Below are 17,313 nucleotides of genomic sequence, written 5' to 3'. Positions count from 1 at the left end.
TTATTGGCGTTTACCACAGTGGCGGCAAAATAAATGACTGTTGCGTTGATTAAGCTGCGTTTTAATTGCTTTATTGGCCTCAAGCTTACTTAAACCTAGTTTGTAGCGCAGCCCCTCTAAGTGCAAACGCTGTGAGTCATCTAAACTGCCTTGGTGAATTTGCTCATGTACGGCATCTTCAAAAAATTGCCGGCGTTTACGTATTTGCTCCGAAAAACTAGAGGCAAGCAAGCCTGTAGGAATTGCCACCATTCCCATGCTCACCAAAGTAACTACGCCACCAAATAGTTTACCAAGTGGCGTTAGCGGTACAACATCACCATACCCAACCGTAGTGAGGGTCGCCATAGCCCACCACATAGCCGCAGGAATAGAGCCAAATTTATCTGGCTGAATATCGTGCTCTAATAAATAAATACCGCAGGAGGCAAGTATTAGCAGTACCGACATAATAAAAAACGCGGCCAGTAATGAGCTCGCTTCGTCTTTAAATGCTTGTAATAACAACTGCATTGCACGTGAATAACGAGTAAGTTTAAATACTCTTAAAAGCCTTAATACACGTAAAAAACGAAAATCCAGAGGAAACACAAACATTAGCAAGCTGGGTAAAATGGCTATTAAATCGATGAGAGCCAAAGGTGATAAAAAGTAATGCAGCCGGCGTTTTGCGTTTGAACCTTTTATAGCTGCGTATTTGCTCTTATCGACACAGGCCCAAAGCCTTGCAAGGTATTCAAGGCTAAAAATAGCCACCGAAATAACCTCTAAAAGTAAAAACTGCGGGTAATATACTTTGTTTATACTCGGTACTGATTCCAACACAATAGCAATAACGTTAAGCATAATTAAAGCAATCAGCGCGGTGTCGAGTATATGGCCCGCTTTGCGGTAATCGCCAGTCCCTTCAAATACCTGCGCTAACGTTTGTCTTGCTGTGCTGCTCATGTGTTTAGCTTTAACAGCATATTAATACTGCCTTCTTCAAAATCGCGGCTAATTGTAAAACCTAACTTACGGGCAAGCTCAATCATGCCGGTGTTCTCAGGCAGTGTTATGCCTTCAATTACTTCTACGCCTTGGCGCTTACAATGATTTATTGCAGCGCTCATAAGCAGCCTGCCAAGACCTAAGCCTTGGTAGTCAGAGCGAACCACAGTTGCAAACTCAGCATGTAAATTATCAGGGTCCATAATAACGCGTGCTACACCTAGTGTGCGGCTTTTACCTTCAAAGCGCTGGCATACAATAAAAGCCATTTCTCGGTCGTAATCTATTTGCGTCATTTTTGCGAGCTGGTCGTGGTTAAACTGGGGCAGCTCACCAAAAAAGCGTTTGTAACGATCTTCTTTATTGAGTGATTGATCAAACTCTTGGTGGGCTTTTTCATCCTCTGGACGAATAGGCCTTAATGTAGCTCGCGTATTATTTTTAAGGGTTACTTCTTCTACAAGATCAATAGGGTAAGGGCGAATACATAAACGTTTACGATCGCTGCGTGCCTGATAGCGATTAACACTAATAGTGGCATCAAGCACTAAAAATTGCCCATTACTGGCTAAAATAGGATTAAGTTCCATGGCACTTATATCGGGCTGATCGACAACAAGTTGAGATATACGTGTGAGCAGGGCGCATAAGCGATATTTGTCGACTTTTTCTGGCAAAATGCGATCTTTTAATACGCCTTTATCGTTTGCTGCTGCAATAAGGTATTTAGCTAAGTTCATATTAAGCGGCGGCAAAGCAACGGCTGCTTGGGCATACTCTAACCCATTACCCGCTTCACCAAGTAATATAACAGGGCCAAAATTAGGCTCAGTTTTAATGGCGATTCGCAGTTCATTAGCGCCGGCGCGCGGCGCCATTTTTTGCAATGAAAACCCTTCAATAACAGCATCTGGATAGGTGTTTTTAATTCGTATCAGCATGGCAAAGGCGGTTTGTTCAACCTCGTTTGCATCGTTTAAGTTAAGAACCACGCCCCCTACTTCTGATTTTGAGGCAATACTTGGGCTAATCAACTTTAACGCTACCGGAAAACCTAATTCAATTGCTTGCTCACGCGCCTCTGTGGGCGTATAGGCTACTTCTGTTTGAATACACTCAACACCATAATGACTAAGAATTTGGCTTGCTTGATGAGTGGGTAAGTAGCTTTGCTCTTCTTCTAAAAATTCGTTAATGAGCGTAGTGGCCGCTGATTTATTTATTTTTGCATCATCGGTATTTGATTCGGGTGTTTGCGTTAAATGTTTTTGGTTACGACGGTAGCTAACTAAATGCATAAATGCGCCAACCGCACCCTCAGGCGTACGATAGGTTGGAATAGTGTGGTTAGAACAAACACGCCTCGCGGCATAAGCCGCATCTTCACCCATAAAGTTGGTCATTACATAAGGGCGTGCCATCTTTGGTATTTTTTGTAAGGTTTGCACTATCATATCGGCATAGTCTTCACTTGGTGCAAGTGCCGAAGGGGTATGAATAATAAGTAAGTTTTTAACTTCTTCGGCGCGAAGTAAAATTTCTAATGCTTGTTTGTAACGCGCCGGAGCAGAGTCGCCAAAAATATCGACAGGGTTAGATGTAGTATCCGACTGCGGAATAACTTTATTGAGTGCGGAGCGCGTTTGCTCACTAAGCTGGGTAAGTTTGCCCGAATTTAAAATAAGCTCATCGACCGCCATAACCCCCGGGCCGCCGCCGTTGGTTAAAATGGTTAACTGCTCAACTTTTAGTAATTTAGGGTGGATGGCAAGTGTTTGCGTGGCTGCAAAAAGTTCGCGCAGATCACTAACACGCAGCATACCGGCGCGTTGAAAAAGCGCATCGTACACTGCATCTGAACTTTGCTTGCCACCGGTATGAATTTCAGCAGCCAGTGCACCTGCTCCGGTTTTTCCCGTTTTAATGGCAATAACTGGCTTACTAAAGGCCGCTGCCCGTGCTGCCGAGATAAACCCGCGAATATCTTCAATATTATCTATGTAGAGCAAAATCGCTTTGGTTTTAGCATCGCGGCCTAAAAAATCGAGCAGCTCGTCAAAATCGATATCTAGGCAATCACCGACCGAAACAAAATACGAAAAGCCAATCTCTTTATTTTTAGCCCAATCTAAAATAGTGGAACACACCGCTGCGGATTGCGATATAAATGCCAGTTTCCCTGGTGCTGCAACTGTGTGAGAAAAGCTGGCATTAAGGCCAATATGCGGAATAAGCAGCCCTAAACAATTAGGCCCAAGCAAAGTAACGTGATGTGCATTTGCAGCGCGCTTTAAGGCTGTTTTTTGGCTCAATGAGAGCCCATCAGCAATCACAATTGCACTTTTACAGCCAAGTTCACCTAGCTGCTCGATAATGCTCAGTAAGGTATTTTTATTTGTACAAATAACGGCTAAGTCGGGCACTTTGGGCAGCGCGGCAATATCAGGGTAGGCAAGCACGCCGTGTACCGCACTATGGGTAGGGGTTACGGGCATGATTGGCCCTTTAAACCCACCTTGTAATAAATTGCGCATAACCACAAACCCCGCGCGTGTGGGGGTATTCGAGGCGCCAATAACGGCTACCGAGGCCGGATTAAAAAATTGGCTGATGCGCTTTAAGCTCATGGCATATCCTTGGCTGATTATATTTTGCGTTATTTATAGTCTCAATGTACCCTGTTTGCTGTGTTATTTCGAGCGCATAGATACTTATTATTGATATCAATCAAGGAGTTTTTTGTGAATAAAACACCCGGTTTTTACACAGTTATAGCCGCAATTTGCCTAAGTATAGGCTTAATTTTATTAGGCTTTATTATTAAAAGTGCCGCAGTAGATGTAAAAAGCATGGAACGTAGTGTGCAGGTTAAAGGGTTAGCAGAGCGTGAAGTTAGCGCCGATACGGTAATTTGGCCGCTGCAATACAGTGACGCAGACAACGACTTAGAAAAACTGGTTAGTCGAGTTGAGCAAAAAAACGATGCTGTTATTGCATTTTTAAAGCTACATGGCTTTGATGATGACGAAATAAGCACGGGTAGCCAGTCGATTATTGATAAGCAAGCCCGTGAATACGCTAACGATAATCAAAAGTTTCGTTACTTGGTACGCGTTAATATTATTGTGTATTCGAACGCGCCCGACAAAGTACAAAATGCGCTGAGTAAAGTGAGTCAATTAGCTAAACAGGGCATTGCCATTGTGCAAAATAGTTACGAAACCAAAGTTGAGTATTTATTTACCGGCCTTAACGATATAAAGCCTGCAATGGTGCAAGAGGCTACAGAAAAAGCCCGTGAAGTTGCCAACAAATTTGCTAAAGATTCGAACTCAACGCTGGGTAAAATAAAATCCGCTCGCCAAGGGCAATTTAGCATTAGCAATCGCGATTCAAATACGCCACATATCAAAAAGGTGAGGGTGGTCACCAGTGTTGAATATTACTTAAGTGACTAAATTGCTCTAACTAAGTGGGCAATTTGCGCGGTTGAGCGCTGTAGGTAAGCAGCGCTAAGTAAAATGCTAGTTTCGTTTATATCAGCGCCTTTTAATATATTTGCCAGTTGCTGTTTAGCGGTTGGATTTTGTTTTTGCTCTATTTCCATAAGCGCTAATAATGCTGAAAATTCATGCTTTATTGGTGTGCTAGGTTTATCAGCATAGGCGATATAACAGGCAACAGGGGTAAGGCCGCGAGCATTTGTTTGTGCAAGGGCTTTTACTAAATTATCGTTAGATTCAAATAGCATTAATGAGCGCACATAGTTAAACGCCAGCTTTTGAGCATTGGCGTGTTTAAATACATTGTGCAGTACATTATTTCCTTGGCCGTCTTGTGCTAAAAAGCCGTTATTTTCTTTTAATGCAGGTGTAAAAAACGTTAAAGCATCAGACGTTGTTAATTGGTTGATAAAAGGTGCTGGTGGGGTGTTGGTTGTTAAAATACGTGTTGCCACATTTTGCATAAAGTCGTATTTAATACTCATCCGCAAAGCACTTTCGTAAAGGTGGTTTAGCTGTAATGTTTGCTGAGCAGGGCTTAACTGTTTAAAGTCGTTATCGAGCTCGTCTAGCTGATGCTTAGCAATGCGCGCATTAAGTAATTGTATGCTTAAATCCATTATTAACTCTACCTCTGAGCGTTTTTATTACTATAAAACAAAAAAGGCCGCATCAGCGACCTTTTTCTATTTATAACCAAGTATTAAGCTTTTTTACTTGCTACCCACTCGTTTACAAAGTTCTCTAATACGTTAAGTGGTACAGGGCCATTTTTAAGTATAACGTCGTGGAACTGACGAATATCAAACTTATCGCCTAGTTGCTTTTTAGCCTCTTCACGCAGCTCTAAAATTTTAAGCATACCCACTTTATAAGCTGTCGCTTGCGATGGCATTACAATGTGACGCTCAACCATTTTAACACCGTCAGATGTGGCGTTAGGCGTATTATTCACGTAGTAATCAATACCTTCTTGGCGAGTCCATTTCATTGCGTGAATACCGGTATCAACGACTAAGCGACACGCACGCCATAATTCCATCGAAAGGCGACCAAAGTCTGAGTATGGGTCTGAGTAAAGGCCCATTTCTTTAGGAATGTACTCTGAGTATAAGCCCCAACCTTCAATATAAGCGGTGTAGCCACCAAACTTACGGAACTTAGGTACACCTTCAAGCTCTTGTGAAATGGCAATTTGCATGTGGTGACCCGGAATACCCTCATGGTACGCTAATGCTTCCATTTGGTACGTTGGCATCGCTTCCATGTCGTAAAGATTTGCGTAGTAAATACCAGGGCGTGAGCCATCTGGCGCAGGTTGTTGGTAAAATGCTTTACCCGCTGCTTTTTCGCGGAATGCTTCAACGGCTTTAACTTTAAGATCAGCCTTTGGCTTAACAATAAATAACTCATCTAGACGAGTTTTCATGGTGTTGATTAGGCCAGTGGCTTCATCTAAATAACGCTGTTTACCTTGCTCGTCATTGGCATAATAAAATTGTTTATCCGTTTTCATAAACTGCATAAACGCTTTTAAATCGCCTTTAAAGCCTACTTTGTCTTTAATTTCACGCATTTCATCATGAATACGTTTTACTTCAGCAAGGCCAATGGCATGAATTTCTTTAGCGGTTAAGTCAGTTGTTGTGGTGCGCTTAAGTGCGTTATTGTAAAACGCTTCGCCGTCAGGCAGTTTCCATGCGCCATCGCGGTTATCTGCACGTTTTTCTAACTGTGCTAAGTAATTAATTAACTTAGAGTAAGAAGGCTTAACGGCTGATTTTAATGCATCAGTTGCATCGCTAATTAAGGCATCTTTTTCATTTTGGCTAATTTCAAGAGCGCTTACTTTACGTTTAAAGTCGGCTAATAGTGTTGAGTCTTCACCTTTTTCAAATGGCGCACCATGAATGATGTTTTTGCTCGAATCTATAACATGTGGGAACACAAATTTAGGCGCGATAATGCCTTTATCAGCACGGGTTTCTAAATCAGTAATTAGCTGATCAAATACAGTCGGTACACCGTTTAAACGCGCAATATAATCTTTAGCTTCTTTAACATTACTAATTGAATGTTGGTTTATTAAAAACGCAGGCACCATAGAGTGCGTACCAAACATTTGGTTAACCGGGTAGTTATGGTAACGCCATTTAAAATCAGCAATCGAGCTTTCTAGGTCTTGTTTTTTTAAGTCGTAACTTACTTTAGTGGCGTCATCAAGCAGGTCGCGGTTGATAGCATTTAAAGTGACTAAGTCTTCTTTTGCTTGCGTAAGGTCTTTTAGTTTTTGCTCTTCGCTTCCGTCATCCCATTTATCGTAATCTTTTTTAATACCCATGTAAGTTTGATAAACCGGGCTGCTCATTACATCGCGGTTAAAGGTATCTTCAAAAAACGCATTCGCTTTGTCGATTTCGCTTTGCACTGGTTGCGCTTGCACTGCAGGCGCTGGCGTTGTTTGTTGTGGTGCCTGCTGGCAACCGGCTAAAATAGCAACGCTCACGGCTGCTGCAATAAAGGTAAGTTTACGCATTGTTTTCCCTTTGTTGTTAGAAACCCATTAGGGTGTATTATATTTATTTGCTTGTATTTTATGTTTATCGCGCGTGGTTAAAACCACTACACGAACAATTCTAGCAGGTCATTTAAAAAACGATGCCCTTTAAGGCTTACTTGCCAGTGGCCGTTTTCTTGTATTAACAAACCTGCATTTATTGCTTTAGTTAACGCTGCTTGTTGGCTTTGCAATGGCTGATTAGTCAGCGCACTGTAATCATCAATAGGGCAAGGCTCGACTAAGCGAAAGCGATTCATAAAAAATTCAAAGGCTAAATCGTCTTGCTCTACTTGCCAGCTTTTATACAAGTACGGCTTAAGCATATCCATGTAACCACGCGGATGCTTGATTTTTTCAGTACGGGTAATAATGCCGGTTTTTGCATCAGTAACCTTACCATGAGCGCCACAGCCAATACCGAGATAATCGCCAAAACGCCAATAATTCAAGTTATGTTGGCATTGAAAGCCTGGCTTTGCATAGCCCGATATTTCGTATTGTATGTAACCGGCTTGAGCAAGTAGTGCTTGGCCTTGCTCTTGAATATCCCATAGGGTTTCATCTTGTGGCAAAGTTGGCGGCTTGGATGCAAATTGTGTATTAGGTTCAATAGTGAGCTGATACCAGGATATATGTGGCGGGTTTAAAGCAATTATTTTTTTCAAATCGCTCAGCGCATCGTCAAGGCTTTGCCCCGGTAAGCCATGCATTAAATCAAGGTTAAAGCTATTTAACCCGGCTTGCTTAGCTTGCTCTGCAGCGTAGTGCGCTTCATCGGCACCATGAATACGGCCAAGTGCTTTTAACTTGTCGTTTTGCATGCTTTGCACGCCAATAGAAATACGGTTAATACCCGCTTTAACGTACTCTTTAAAGCGCCCGGTTTCTACGGTACCAGGATTTGCCTCAAGGGTTATTTCGCAGTTGTCGCTTAGGCCAATCAGGTTATCGACTTCGTTTAATAAGCGGGTATATGCATCGCCAGTTAATAAGCTTGGTGTACCGCCGCCAATAAAAATACTGTGAATTTTACGCCCTTGCACCAAGTGCAAATCGGCTTTTAAGTCGTCAATTAAATGCTGAACATATTCAGCTTCAGGAATGTCGCCTTTTTGCCCATGGCTATTAAAATCGCAATAGGGGCATTTTTGCACGCACCAAGGTACGTGTACATATAAGCTCAGTGGTGGAAGGTTCACAGGCCGCCTTTGCTTTGTAGCTCTAGTAATAACTTTTTAAGTGCTTGGCCGCGATGACTCACCGCATTTTTTTGCTCTTTGGTGAGCTCGGCGCTGGTACAGTTTTGCTCTGCTACAAAAAATACCGGATCGTAACCAAAGCCGCCTTCGCCATTTTGGGTTTGTGTAATTTCGCCTTCCCAGCTTGCGCTACAAATTAGCGGGGTAGGGTCATTGGCGTGGCGCATTAATACCAGCACACACCAAAAGCGGGCTTTACGATTTGGGTTATCGGCTAATTCGTTAAGTAGTTTATCTATGTTGTCTTGATCGCTGGCGCTTTCACCGGCAAAACGAGCTGAGTACACGCCCGGCGCACCATTTAAGCCATCTACCTCTAAGCCTGAGTCATCTGCAATGGCTGGCATGCCGGTAATTTTAGCAGCATGGCGGGCTTTAATTATCGCGTTCTCTACAAAGGTGGTGCCGGTTTCGGCCACTTCGCCGACGTTAAAATCGCTTTGAGGAAGCACATTTATATTAAGCGGGCTAAGCATATTGGCCAGCTCGTTAACTTTGCCAGGGTTGCCTGTGGCAAGCACTAATGTTTTGGTCATGTTTTTAATCTACGTAAAATTTTTGCTGAAACGTGAGTTTTTGAGACTGACTACCTTGCTGGATGTTTATCTCAAAACGTAAAATCTCTTCGTTGGTGTAGTCTACTTGCGCAAGGTAATAAATTGATTCACCTTCTTTTACTTCTTTAAAAGTAAGGGCTTGCTTATTGCCGAGTAGGTTTTTTGCGGTGCCGCTGAGCTGAGCGGTTTGCGCGGTTTTATCGCTATTGTTTTTCAGTACTGAAATATTAACAATGCCTTTATAACCACTACGCTCAAGGCCATATGTTTTAGCTATTTGCGGCTGAATAAAGGTAGATGGAAAAGCAATGTAATGCACTTGCCAAGGGCCCAGCTCTTTGTACTGTGCGCCTTGCATGTCTTCACTGTGGGCATTAAAAGCAAAGGCTAAAAAACTAATAAAGCAAAACTTAATTAAACGGTTCATTATGATGTCCTATATAAAAAAGAGGCCAAAGGGCCTCTTTTGCTTATAACAAAAAATTTAGGCTAAAAAGTCCATTAGCAGCATTTGTAAAAACTGAATACCAATAATTAGTACAAGCACCGATAAATCTAAGCCACCCATTGGTGGAATAATTTTACGAAGTGGCTTGAGCATTGGCTCAGTAAGCTGATGGAAAACCGCTTCTATTGGGTTATAACCTTGACTTACCCAGCTTAAAATAGCGCGAATAATCAATACCCAAAATACAAGGTTTAAGCCTTCTTTAAGTACGGTAATAAGTGCTTGTATAAGCACAGGTTGCGCAGCCCATGCGCCGTATATCACCAGCATTAAAGTACTAATTTTGGCAACGGCTACAATAAATGCCAGCAATAGAGAGGCTAAATCAAGCCCACCTAGTCCAGGTATAATTTTACGTAACGGGTTAACTGCAAACGAGGTTGCTTTAACCACAAATTGGCTCATTGGGTTGTAAAAGTCGGCTTTTGCCCACTGTAGCCAAAAACGCAGTAGTACCACCATTAAAAACAAATCAAACAGGGTACTGATCAAAAATTGCATGGCATTCATAGTGTAACCTTCAATAAAGAGTAATTTTAAAGTTCTTTTTCCATTTGCATTGCACGCGCAATACACGCATCCATTGCATCGCTAACTGTTTGCACTAGGCCTTCGCCTTTTAAATGCTCAACCGCAGCATGGGTGGTGCCGCCTTTAGAAGTTACATTAGCGCGTAATTGCGAAATGCTTATCTCTGGTTGGCTCAATGCCATTTCGGCTGCACCCAGCGCAGTTTGCTGTACTAAGCGGCGCGCATCTTCATCGTTAAAGCCAAGTGCTTTCGCTTTTTCTTCAATGGCTTCCATAAATAAGAAAAAGTAAGCGGGCGATGAGCCTGTCACAGCAATGACATCGTTAATTTGCGACTCTTGCTCTACCCACACAACAATACCTGTGCACTCAAACACTTGTTGTACAAAGTCGTGCTCTTCGGCTGTTTCATCTGCGCCAAATAAACCCGATACACCACGCCCTAGTAGCGATGGCGTGTTTGGCATACAACGTACCATTTTAACGTTTTGGCCAAGCATTTCGCGTAAACGCTTAACGGTTAAGCCAGCCGCTACCGAAATAAACAGTTTATCACTAAAGTCGATACCCGATTCTTGAAACGATTTACATAAATCGCCCATCATTTGTGGTTTAACAGACAATACAATGACATCAGCATCGCGTAAGGCTTCGTTATTGTCGCTGGTGGTTTTCACCTTGAAATCGTCTGCTACCTTGGCAAGCTTTTCTTGGTTGCGGTTTGTAGCAATGATGTTGTTTGCATTAAAACCGTTTTTTACCATGCCACCAATAATGGCGTAGCTCATGTTACCTGTGCCTATAAATGCGATTGTTTTATCTGACATATGTCTGTTATCACCTTTTAAGTTCGAGTTCCAAAAATATCTGTGCCGATCCTCACCATGGTTGAACCTGCGCTAATGGCGGCTTCAACATCATTGCTCATCCCCATCGACAACGTATCTATATGAGGATATTGGGCCTTTAGTTTATCAAAGCAAGTTTGTAATTGCTCAAAAGATTGACTTTGCTCACTCGGATCGTCGCTTTTAGCCGGAATAGCCATTAAACCACGCAAAGTGAGTTGCCCACATTGGTCAATAAACTCAGCTAGTTCGGGTATTTGCTCTACGCTACAGCCCGACTTGGCCTCCTCGGCGCTTATATTTACTTGAATAAGCACATTTAAAGGGGCTAGGTTTTCTGGACGTTGACTGTTTAAACGCTTAGCTATTTTTATTCTATCTACGCTTTGTACCCAATCAAAATGTGCAGCAACAAGGGCGCTTTTATTTGACTGAATAGGGCCAATGAAATGCCAAATGATGTCGCTAAATGTGTGTAGTTGAGCTATTTTATCTACAGCCTCTTGAACATAAGACTCACCAAATTGGCGCTGGCCATGCTCGTAGGCAGCAATAATATCGTCGCTTGGTTTTGTTTTTGATACTGCTAGCAGCGTAATAGCGTCGCTACTACGTTTAGCATTTTTAGCCGCGCTGACAATTCTAGCGTAGGCGGATGTGAGTCGTTCTGCTATTGTAACCATATATTTATCAGTTAGTTGTGGAGTCATAAATGGATATTACCGAATTATTAGCGTTTAGTGTGCAACACAAAGCATCTGATTTACACTTATCGTCAGGTGTTTCACCTATGATACGCGTAGATGGTGATGTTCGCCGCATTAATATACCTGCACTTGCAGACAAAGATGTAAACAGCCTTGTTTACGACATTATGAACGATAATCAGCGCAAGGACTACGAACAAAATCTAGAAGTGGATTTTTCGTTTGAAGTGCCTAACCTTGCTCGGTTTCGTGTTAACGCATTTAACTCAAACCGCGGCCCTGCAGCGGTGTTTCGTACCATCCCTAGCGATGTACTGACTCTTGAGGATTTAGGTGCGCCAGATATTTTTAAAACAATATCAGATAACCCGCGTGGTTTAGTATTGGTTACCGGCCCTACTGGTTCGGGTAAATCAACAACGCTTGCGGCTATGGTCGATTATATAAATCAAACAAAACATCACCATATCCTCACCATTGAAGATCCTATCGAATTTGTACACGATAATAAACTCAGTCTTATTAACCAACGTGAAGTACACCGAGATACGCATAGCTTCTCTAATGCACTGCGCAGCGCGCTGCGTGAAGACCCGGATGTAATACTTGTTGGTGAGCTACGTGACTTAGAAACTATTCGCCTTGCGATGACCGCCGCAGAAACTGGCCACTTAGTGTTTGGTACGCTACATACCACCTCGGCACCAAAAACGATTGACCGTATTATTGATGTATTCCCAGGTGAAGAAAAAGATATGGTGCGCTCAATGCTTTCTGAGTCACTGCGTGCCGTTATTTCGCAAACACTACTTAAAAAAATTGGCGGTGGACGCGTGGCCGCGCACGAAATTATGATTGGTGTACCGGCGATTCGTAACTTAATTCGTGAAGATAAAATTGCACAAATGTATTCGTCTATTCAAACGGGTGCATCACACGGCATGCAAACCATGGATCAATGTTTAAATAATTTAGTTAATCACGGTATTGTGACAACCGCAGCCGCAAAAGAAAAAGCCCAAGATAAAACCCAGTTTGGTGGCTAAGGACATATTATGAATTTATCTTTAAATCACTTTTTAAACATAATGATTGATAAAAAAGGCTCGGATTTATTTGTCTCTAGCCAATTACCAGTCAGTGCAAAAATTAATGGTGAGCTTATCGCTCTTAGCGACGATAAGTTAAGTGATGAGCAATCGCTTGCGCTTGTAGAGTCAGCGATGAGCGATAAACAAAAAAACGAATTTCATACTACTAAAGAGTGTAACTTTGCGATAGCCACAGACGAAGGGCGTTTTCGTATATCGGCTTTTTGGCAGCGCGATAGAGCGGGTATGGTTATTCGCCGCATTGTAACGCAAATACCTGATATAAGTGATTTAGGGCTGCCCTCTACACTTACCGATGTAATTATGTCAAAGCGCGGGTTAGTGCTGTTTGTTGGTGGTACTGGCACGGGTAAATCAACTTCACTGGCTGCCTTAATCGGCTACAGAAACCGCAACCAGCGCGGCCATATACTCACCATTGAAGATCCGATTGAGTTTGTACACGAGCACCGTAAAAGTATTATTACTCAGCGCGAAGTAGGGCTTGATACCGACAGCTTTGAATCGGCACTTAAAAGCTCTTTACGCCAAGCTCCCGATGTTATTTTAATTGGTGAAATACGCTCGCAAGAAACCATGGAATACGCACTGAGCTTTGCCGAAACGGGTCACTTATGTGTGGCTACATTGCATGCTAATAATGCCAACCAAGCCATTGACCGTATTATGCACTTAGTGCCTAAAGAAAAACACGACAAGCTTAAGTACGACTTAGCGCTAAATTTACGCGCCATTGTTGCCCAGCAACTTATTCCCACTTCTGATGGGGAAGGGCGTGTAGCCGCGATTGAAATATTACTAAACTCACCCATGGTGGCAGAGCTAATTAAAAATGGGGATATTGGTGGCATAAAAGAGGCCATGTCTAAGTCTAAAGAAATGGGTATGCAAACCTTTGACCAAGCCTTATTTGAGCTATACAAACAGCAACGTATTAATTACGCCGATGCACTGCATCATGCTGATTCGCCAAACGATTTACGCTTAATGATTAAGCTGCGCAATAACGAGCAACAAGGTGCAGGATTTTTACAAGGTGTAACCATAGATGGACTAGATGATAAAAACAGCAATTAACACTGTATTTTATCCATAAAAAAAGCGCCGCTGGGCGCTTTTTTTATGGATAAAATTACTTATAACGTTTTATACCACTGCGGTGTTTTTCGACCTTTAAAATAGATTACGTAATTAAAGGAGTCGGCATTATTTATTCACCATAACTGGCTTCAAAAAAACTCTCTAAAATAATCACTGCCGACATATTATCGACATTTCCTTTCCCTAAATTTTTATAACCACCGTGCTCAAATAAACGCGCTTTTGCATCGGCGGTTGTGAGTCGCTCATCTTGTGTTTGCACCGGTATGCCGTAATGATTGTGCAAGCGGTTAGCAAACTTTTTAGCCTTAAAGGTTACCTCTTGCGAAGTACCATCCATATTAAGGGGTAACCCGACGACCATTAAGTCGGGTTGCCACTCTTTAACTTGAACCGCAATATGATCCCAATTAGGAATACCATCTTGGGCTTTTACCGCTTTTAAGCTAGACGCACTGCCTGTTAGTTCTTGTCCTATGGCAATACCAATGCTTTTGGTGCCAAAGTCAAAGCCCATTACGGTGCGCTGGCCTTGCGGCTTAAGGTTTTTTTTCGTCATTATCGTTCTTTAAGCGTGTCCAGCTTCGCTGCAAAGTTGGCTAACATCAAAGCCTAGCATTGAAACTGCTTTTTCCCAGCGTTTTTCTACCGGCGTATCAAAAATGATTTTCGGATCGGCTTTAATGATCAACCAACTGTTATCTAAAAGCTCTTTCTCAAGTTGTCCTTGCTCCCAGCCCGAATAACCAAGCGTAATAATAAATTGCTCAGGTGCGTGGGCGGTGGTCAGGTTGGCAAGTACGTCTTTTGATGTGGTGATCATTATATCACTGCTAAGCTTTTGGCTTGCAGAGTAGCCTGGCTGAGGTGAATGAAGTACAAAACCTCGGTCGGTTTTAACCGGACCACCTGCAAACACAGAGACCTGCGCGGCTTGTTGGGTTTTGTCGTTGTCTATTTCTATTTTATCTAAAAGCTCACCAACGGTCACATCAATAGGCTGGTTGATCACCAATCCCATAGCCCCATCTTCATTGTGCTCACAAATATAGGTAACGGCACGTTTAAAAAAAGGGTCTTGCATCGACGGCATAGCGATTAAAAAATGATTTTCTAATGATTGCATAGATTTCACCCTTTTAGTTTATGAATACTTATTGAACTTTGAGTATGGCATAGATATATACGTAGCGTATAAAAAGTCCATTAATTGTATGAAATACTTAAATTAATGGACTTTTAAATGGTGTTTATTTAGCGAGCTTACGCTCAATTGCGTCAAACAAAATACCGGTAATAGATATATCGTAAGCGGCTTCAATTTCACGTACGCAGGTTGGTGCTGTTACGTTAATTTCGGTGAGCTTGTCGCCAATAATATCTAACCCTACAAACACTAACCCTTTTTCTTTAAGCGTAGGGGCAACTGCTTGAGCTATTTTAAGGTCTGACTCGCTAAGGGGGCGGGCTTCACCACGGCCGCCCGCAGCTAAGTTACCGCGGGTTTCACCATTTTGTGGAATACGCGCTAAACAATACGGAATAACTTCACCATCAACAACCAATACGCGTTTATCACCTTGTTTGATCTCTGGAATGTAATTTTGCACCATGGCAAAGCGACTACCATGCTCAGTTAAGGTTTCGCAAATAACGCCAATGTTTGCATCATCTTCTTTAATACGAAAAATAGATGCGCCGCCCATGCCATCAAGTGGTTTTAAAATAATGTCTTTATGCTCAGCTAAAAACGCGCGTATTTGAGCTTGGCTGCGTGTTACTAGCGTATCTGGTGTATGCTCGCTAAACCACGCTGTAAATAGCTTTTCGTTAGCATCGCGCAGGCTTTGTGGTTTATTAATAATTAATGTACCTTCTTGCTCTGCACGCTCTAAGATATAAGTTGCGTAGATGTACTCCGTATCAAACGGCGGATCTTTTCGCATTAAAATAACGTCTAGGTCGGCAAGCGCGATTGTGGCTTTTTCTTCAAGTTCGTACCACTTTTCGGTGTTGTTAAATACCTGCGCTTTTGCTGCGGTTGCATACGATTTACCTTGGCGAAGCGATAAGTCATCCATCTCCATGTAGTAAATTTCGTAGCCACGTTTTTGCGCTTGCATCATCATTGCAAAACCGGTGTCTTTTTTGATGTTAAATCCACTAATAGGATCAGAAATAATACCTAACTTTATCGCCATGCGCTGTGCCTTAATCTAATTATAATGACTACTAGAGTGCTAATAGTTTTAATATGAGGGTGCCATTGAGCTATTTCAATTAGCTAAATCGCCAAATTGTAATTGTAATGCACTTAAGACCGTTAAAGCGGCCGTTTCTGTTCGTAAAACGCGCGGCCCTAAGCGAATATCAACAAAGTACTGATCTTTAGTTTGCAGCATTTCTTCATCGGTAAAGCCGCCTTCAGGGCCTACTAAAAAGCGTACACCGGCGCTTGGAACGGTTATTGTTTTAATGCTGTGCTCGGCACGAGGGTGCAAAGTGAGCTTAATGGCGTCTGTTTGTTGTTCAAGCCATTGCTTTAAATCAACCGGTGTGTGAACAACTGGCACAAAGTTACGCCCCGATTGTTCGGCGGCTGAAATTGCAATTTTTTGCCATTGTTGGTGTTTTTTTTCTAACCGGTCGCCACTGAGTTTAACGCCACAGCGCTGACTAAAAATAGGGGTGATTTCGCTAATACCAAGCTCAACAGATTTTTGGATGGTAAAGTCCATTTTGTCGCCACGTGATACGCATTGCCCTAAATGAATTTTAAGCGGCGATTCGACATCATGCTCATCAAAACGTTGTGGCATAACAACAACTGATTTTTTAGTTACCTCAATAATTTCACTGAAGTATTCACCGCCTTCGCCATTAAAAATAGACACATGTTCGCCTACTTTCATGCGCAATACGCGGCCAATATGGCCCGCTGCATCGTCGTTTAAAGAAACCGGGGTGTTTAAGGCAATACTCGATGCCTGATAAATATGAGGTACTCGCATGGGGGTCACTTATTTTATAGCGTAAAGGTGTATAGCGCTATGGTAAGTAAGCAGGGCGTTGTACGCAATTATTTATTTTTGTTTAAGTGCCTTGGCAAGTGCGATTAAATCTTTAGGTGTTTCGGCAATATCGGTATCGCACGATAAGTGATTTTTAAAGCCTTCGTCAGTAATACGATTAAATGTATAGCCGTTGTCGTCAAAGCTAACTACGTAGCGTTTTTCATGCAGGGAGTTATATATAAAACGTTGTTTGTCGTCGGCAAGTAGATAGTCGGTGTTATTAAATAACACGCCCTGAATATCGTGGTGCTCGTGTAGGTAAGTGGCCAGTTCAGATACGCTAATTTCGTTTTCTAGGTCGCAATAGCAATAGTCTTTAATGAGTTCGTCAAACATCATTTTTACCAGCTTACGGGTGTTACTGCCTGCAACTATTAAGGTGCTGGGTGTATCGGGTGCCGCGTGCTTAAAATAATACTCGGCAAATGTACGACTAAATTCGTTATCTATATCAATTAACAAATAGTTAGTTACTTCAAATGACATAGGGCCCCGTTGCTTTATGCAAATGTGTTATGCCAGTTAACTAAATACGGGGCGCTTGGCGACTTATTTAATAGCGT

The 17,313-nt window shown here is 42.3% G+C and carries 18 protein-coding genes; 3 read left to right on the top strand and 15 right to left on the bottom strand.

The features are described 5' to 3' along the window. Positions 1–948, bottom strand: coding sequence for an ion transporter (locus NQT65_RS12720; RefSeq protein ID WP_256851309.1), 948 nt, complete (start codon positions 946–948; stop codon positions 1–3). Beyond that, positions 945–3,617 carry a bifunctional acetate--CoA ligase family protein/GNAT family N-acetyltransferase gene (locus tag NQT65_RS12715; RefSeq protein ID WP_138577998.1) on the bottom strand — a complete coding sequence of 891 codons (2,673 nt, stop codon included), beginning with the start codon at positions 3,615–3,617 and terminating at the stop codon, positions 945–947. The genes NQT65_RS12720 and NQT65_RS12715 overlap by 4 nt, the downstream gene beginning before the upstream one ends. Positions 3,618–3,731: 114 nt before the next feature. Here NQT65_RS12715 and NQT65_RS12710 point away from each other — a divergent pair, with 114 nt between their 5' ends. Continuing rightward, the gene (locus NQT65_RS12710) at positions 3,732–4,448 is read left to right on the top strand and encodes an SIMPL domain-containing protein (RefSeq protein WP_126005908.1); all 717 of its coding nucleotides are present in this window, start codon (positions 3,732–3,734) and stop codon (positions 4,446–4,448) included. Here NQT65_RS12710 and NQT65_RS12705 read toward each other — a convergent pair. The 8 genes from NQT65_RS12705 to NQT65_RS12670 form a co-directional block, all read right to left on the bottom strand. After that, positions 4,445–5,113, bottom strand: a complete 669-nt coding sequence (locus NQT65_RS12705) for a hypothetical protein (protein WP_126005910.1) — start codon at positions 5,111–5,113, stop codon at positions 4,445–4,447. The two genes, NQT65_RS12710 and NQT65_RS12705, sit on opposite strands and share 4 nt — an antisense overlap. Positions 5,114–5,196: 83 nt before the next feature. Beyond that, positions 5,197–7,029: a DUF885 domain-containing protein gene (locus tag NQT65_RS12700; RefSeq protein ID WP_256851308.1), complete on the bottom strand. Its 1,833-nt coding sequence runs from the start codon at positions 7,027–7,029 to the stop codon at positions 5,197–5,199. Positions 7,030–7,115: 86 nt separating this feature from the next. Beyond that, positions 7,116–8,252 carry a radical SAM family heme chaperone HemW gene (hemW, locus tag NQT65_RS12695; protein ID WP_024031536.1) on the bottom strand — a complete coding sequence of 379 codons (1,137 nt, stop codon included), beginning with the start codon at positions 8,250–8,252 and terminating at the stop codon, positions 7,116–7,118. After that, on the bottom strand, positions 8,249–8,848 hold the full coding sequence (locus tag NQT65_RS12690) for an XTP/dITP diphosphatase (RefSeq protein WP_138685860.1): 600 nt from the start codon (positions 8,846–8,848) through the stop codon (positions 8,249–8,251). The genes hemW and NQT65_RS12690 overlap by 4 nt, the downstream gene beginning before the upstream one ends. Before the next feature lie 4 nt (positions 8,849–8,852). Beyond that, a complete protein-coding gene (locus NQT65_RS12685; protein ID WP_004586836.1) occupies positions 8,853–9,296 on the bottom strand; it encodes a DUF4426 domain-containing protein in 444 nt (147 codons plus the stop codon). A 57-nt stretch (positions 9,297–9,353) separates the two neighbouring features. After that, positions 9,354–9,887: a YggT family protein gene (locus NQT65_RS12680; RefSeq protein WP_126005920.1), complete on the bottom strand. Its 534-nt coding sequence runs from the start codon at positions 9,885–9,887 to the stop codon at positions 9,354–9,356. A gap of 26 nt (positions 9,888–9,913) precedes the next feature. Next, entirely contained in the window at positions 9,914–10,735 is an 822-nt protein-coding gene (proC, locus tag NQT65_RS12675) for a pyrroline-5-carboxylate reductase (protein WP_004586838.1), read from the bottom strand. Positions 10,736–10,752: 17 nt separating this feature from the next. Continuing rightward, entirely contained in the window at positions 10,753–11,466 is a 714-nt protein-coding gene (locus tag NQT65_RS12670; protein ID WP_276537858.1) for a YggS family pyridoxal phosphate-dependent enzyme, read from the bottom strand. A gap of 2 nt (positions 11,467–11,468) precedes the next feature. On the opposite strand from NQT65_RS12670, the gene NQT65_RS12665 reads away from it, so the two are divergent. After that, positions 11,469–12,509 carry a type IV pilus twitching motility protein PilT gene (locus tag NQT65_RS12665; protein WP_004586840.1) on the top strand — a complete coding sequence of 347 codons (1,041 nt, stop codon included), beginning with the start codon at positions 11,469–11,471 and terminating at the stop codon, positions 12,507–12,509. Positions 12,510–12,518: 9 nt separating this feature from the next. Next, positions 12,519–13,652, top strand: coding sequence for a PilT/PilU family type 4a pilus ATPase (locus NQT65_RS12660; RefSeq protein WP_256851307.1), 1,134 nt, complete (start codon positions 12,519–12,521; stop codon positions 13,650–13,652). A gap of 133 nt (positions 13,653–13,785) precedes the next feature. Here the strand turns inward: NQT65_RS12660 and ruvX are convergent, their stop codons facing one another. From ruvX to NQT65_RS12635, 5 genes are all read right to left on the bottom strand, one after another. Then, on the bottom strand, positions 13,786–14,235 hold the full coding sequence (gene ruvX / locus NQT65_RS12655; RefSeq protein ID WP_004586842.1) for a Holliday junction resolvase RuvX: 450 nt from the start codon (positions 14,233–14,235) through the stop codon (positions 13,786–13,788). Positions 14,236–14,244: 9 nt separating this feature from the next. Further along, entirely contained in the window at positions 14,245–14,802 is a 558-nt protein-coding gene (locus NQT65_RS12650; protein ID WP_004586843.1) for a YqgE/AlgH family protein, read from the bottom strand. Positions 14,803–14,926: 124 nt separating this feature from the next. Next, the gene (gene gshB / locus NQT65_RS12645; RefSeq protein ID WP_126005926.1) at positions 14,927–15,877 is read right to left on the bottom strand and encodes a glutathione synthase; all 951 of its coding nucleotides are present in this window, start codon (positions 15,875–15,877) and stop codon (positions 14,927–14,929) included. 75 nt (positions 15,878–15,952) lie between these two features. Next, positions 15,953–16,687 (bottom strand): 16S rRNA (uracil(1498)-N(3))-methyltransferase, encoded by a 735-nt coding sequence (rsmE, locus tag NQT65_RS12640; protein ID WP_256851306.1) that lies wholly within the window; start codon positions 16,685–16,687, stop codon positions 15,953–15,955. A gap of 72 nt (positions 16,688–16,759) precedes the next feature. Continuing rightward, a complete protein-coding gene (locus NQT65_RS12635; RefSeq protein ID WP_121636996.1) occupies positions 16,760–17,236 on the bottom strand; it encodes a hypothetical protein in 477 nt (158 codons plus the stop codon). Positions 17,237–17,313: the final 77 nt, after the last annotated feature.

The organism is Pseudoalteromonas agarivorans (assembly GCF_024518735.1).
GTDB classification, from domain to species: Bacteria; Pseudomonadota; Gammaproteobacteria; order Enterobacterales; family Alteromonadaceae; genus Pseudoalteromonas; species Pseudoalteromonas atlantica.
Note: the sequence above shows the minus strand (reverse complement) of the source record. Positions and strands in the feature narration are given on the sequence as shown.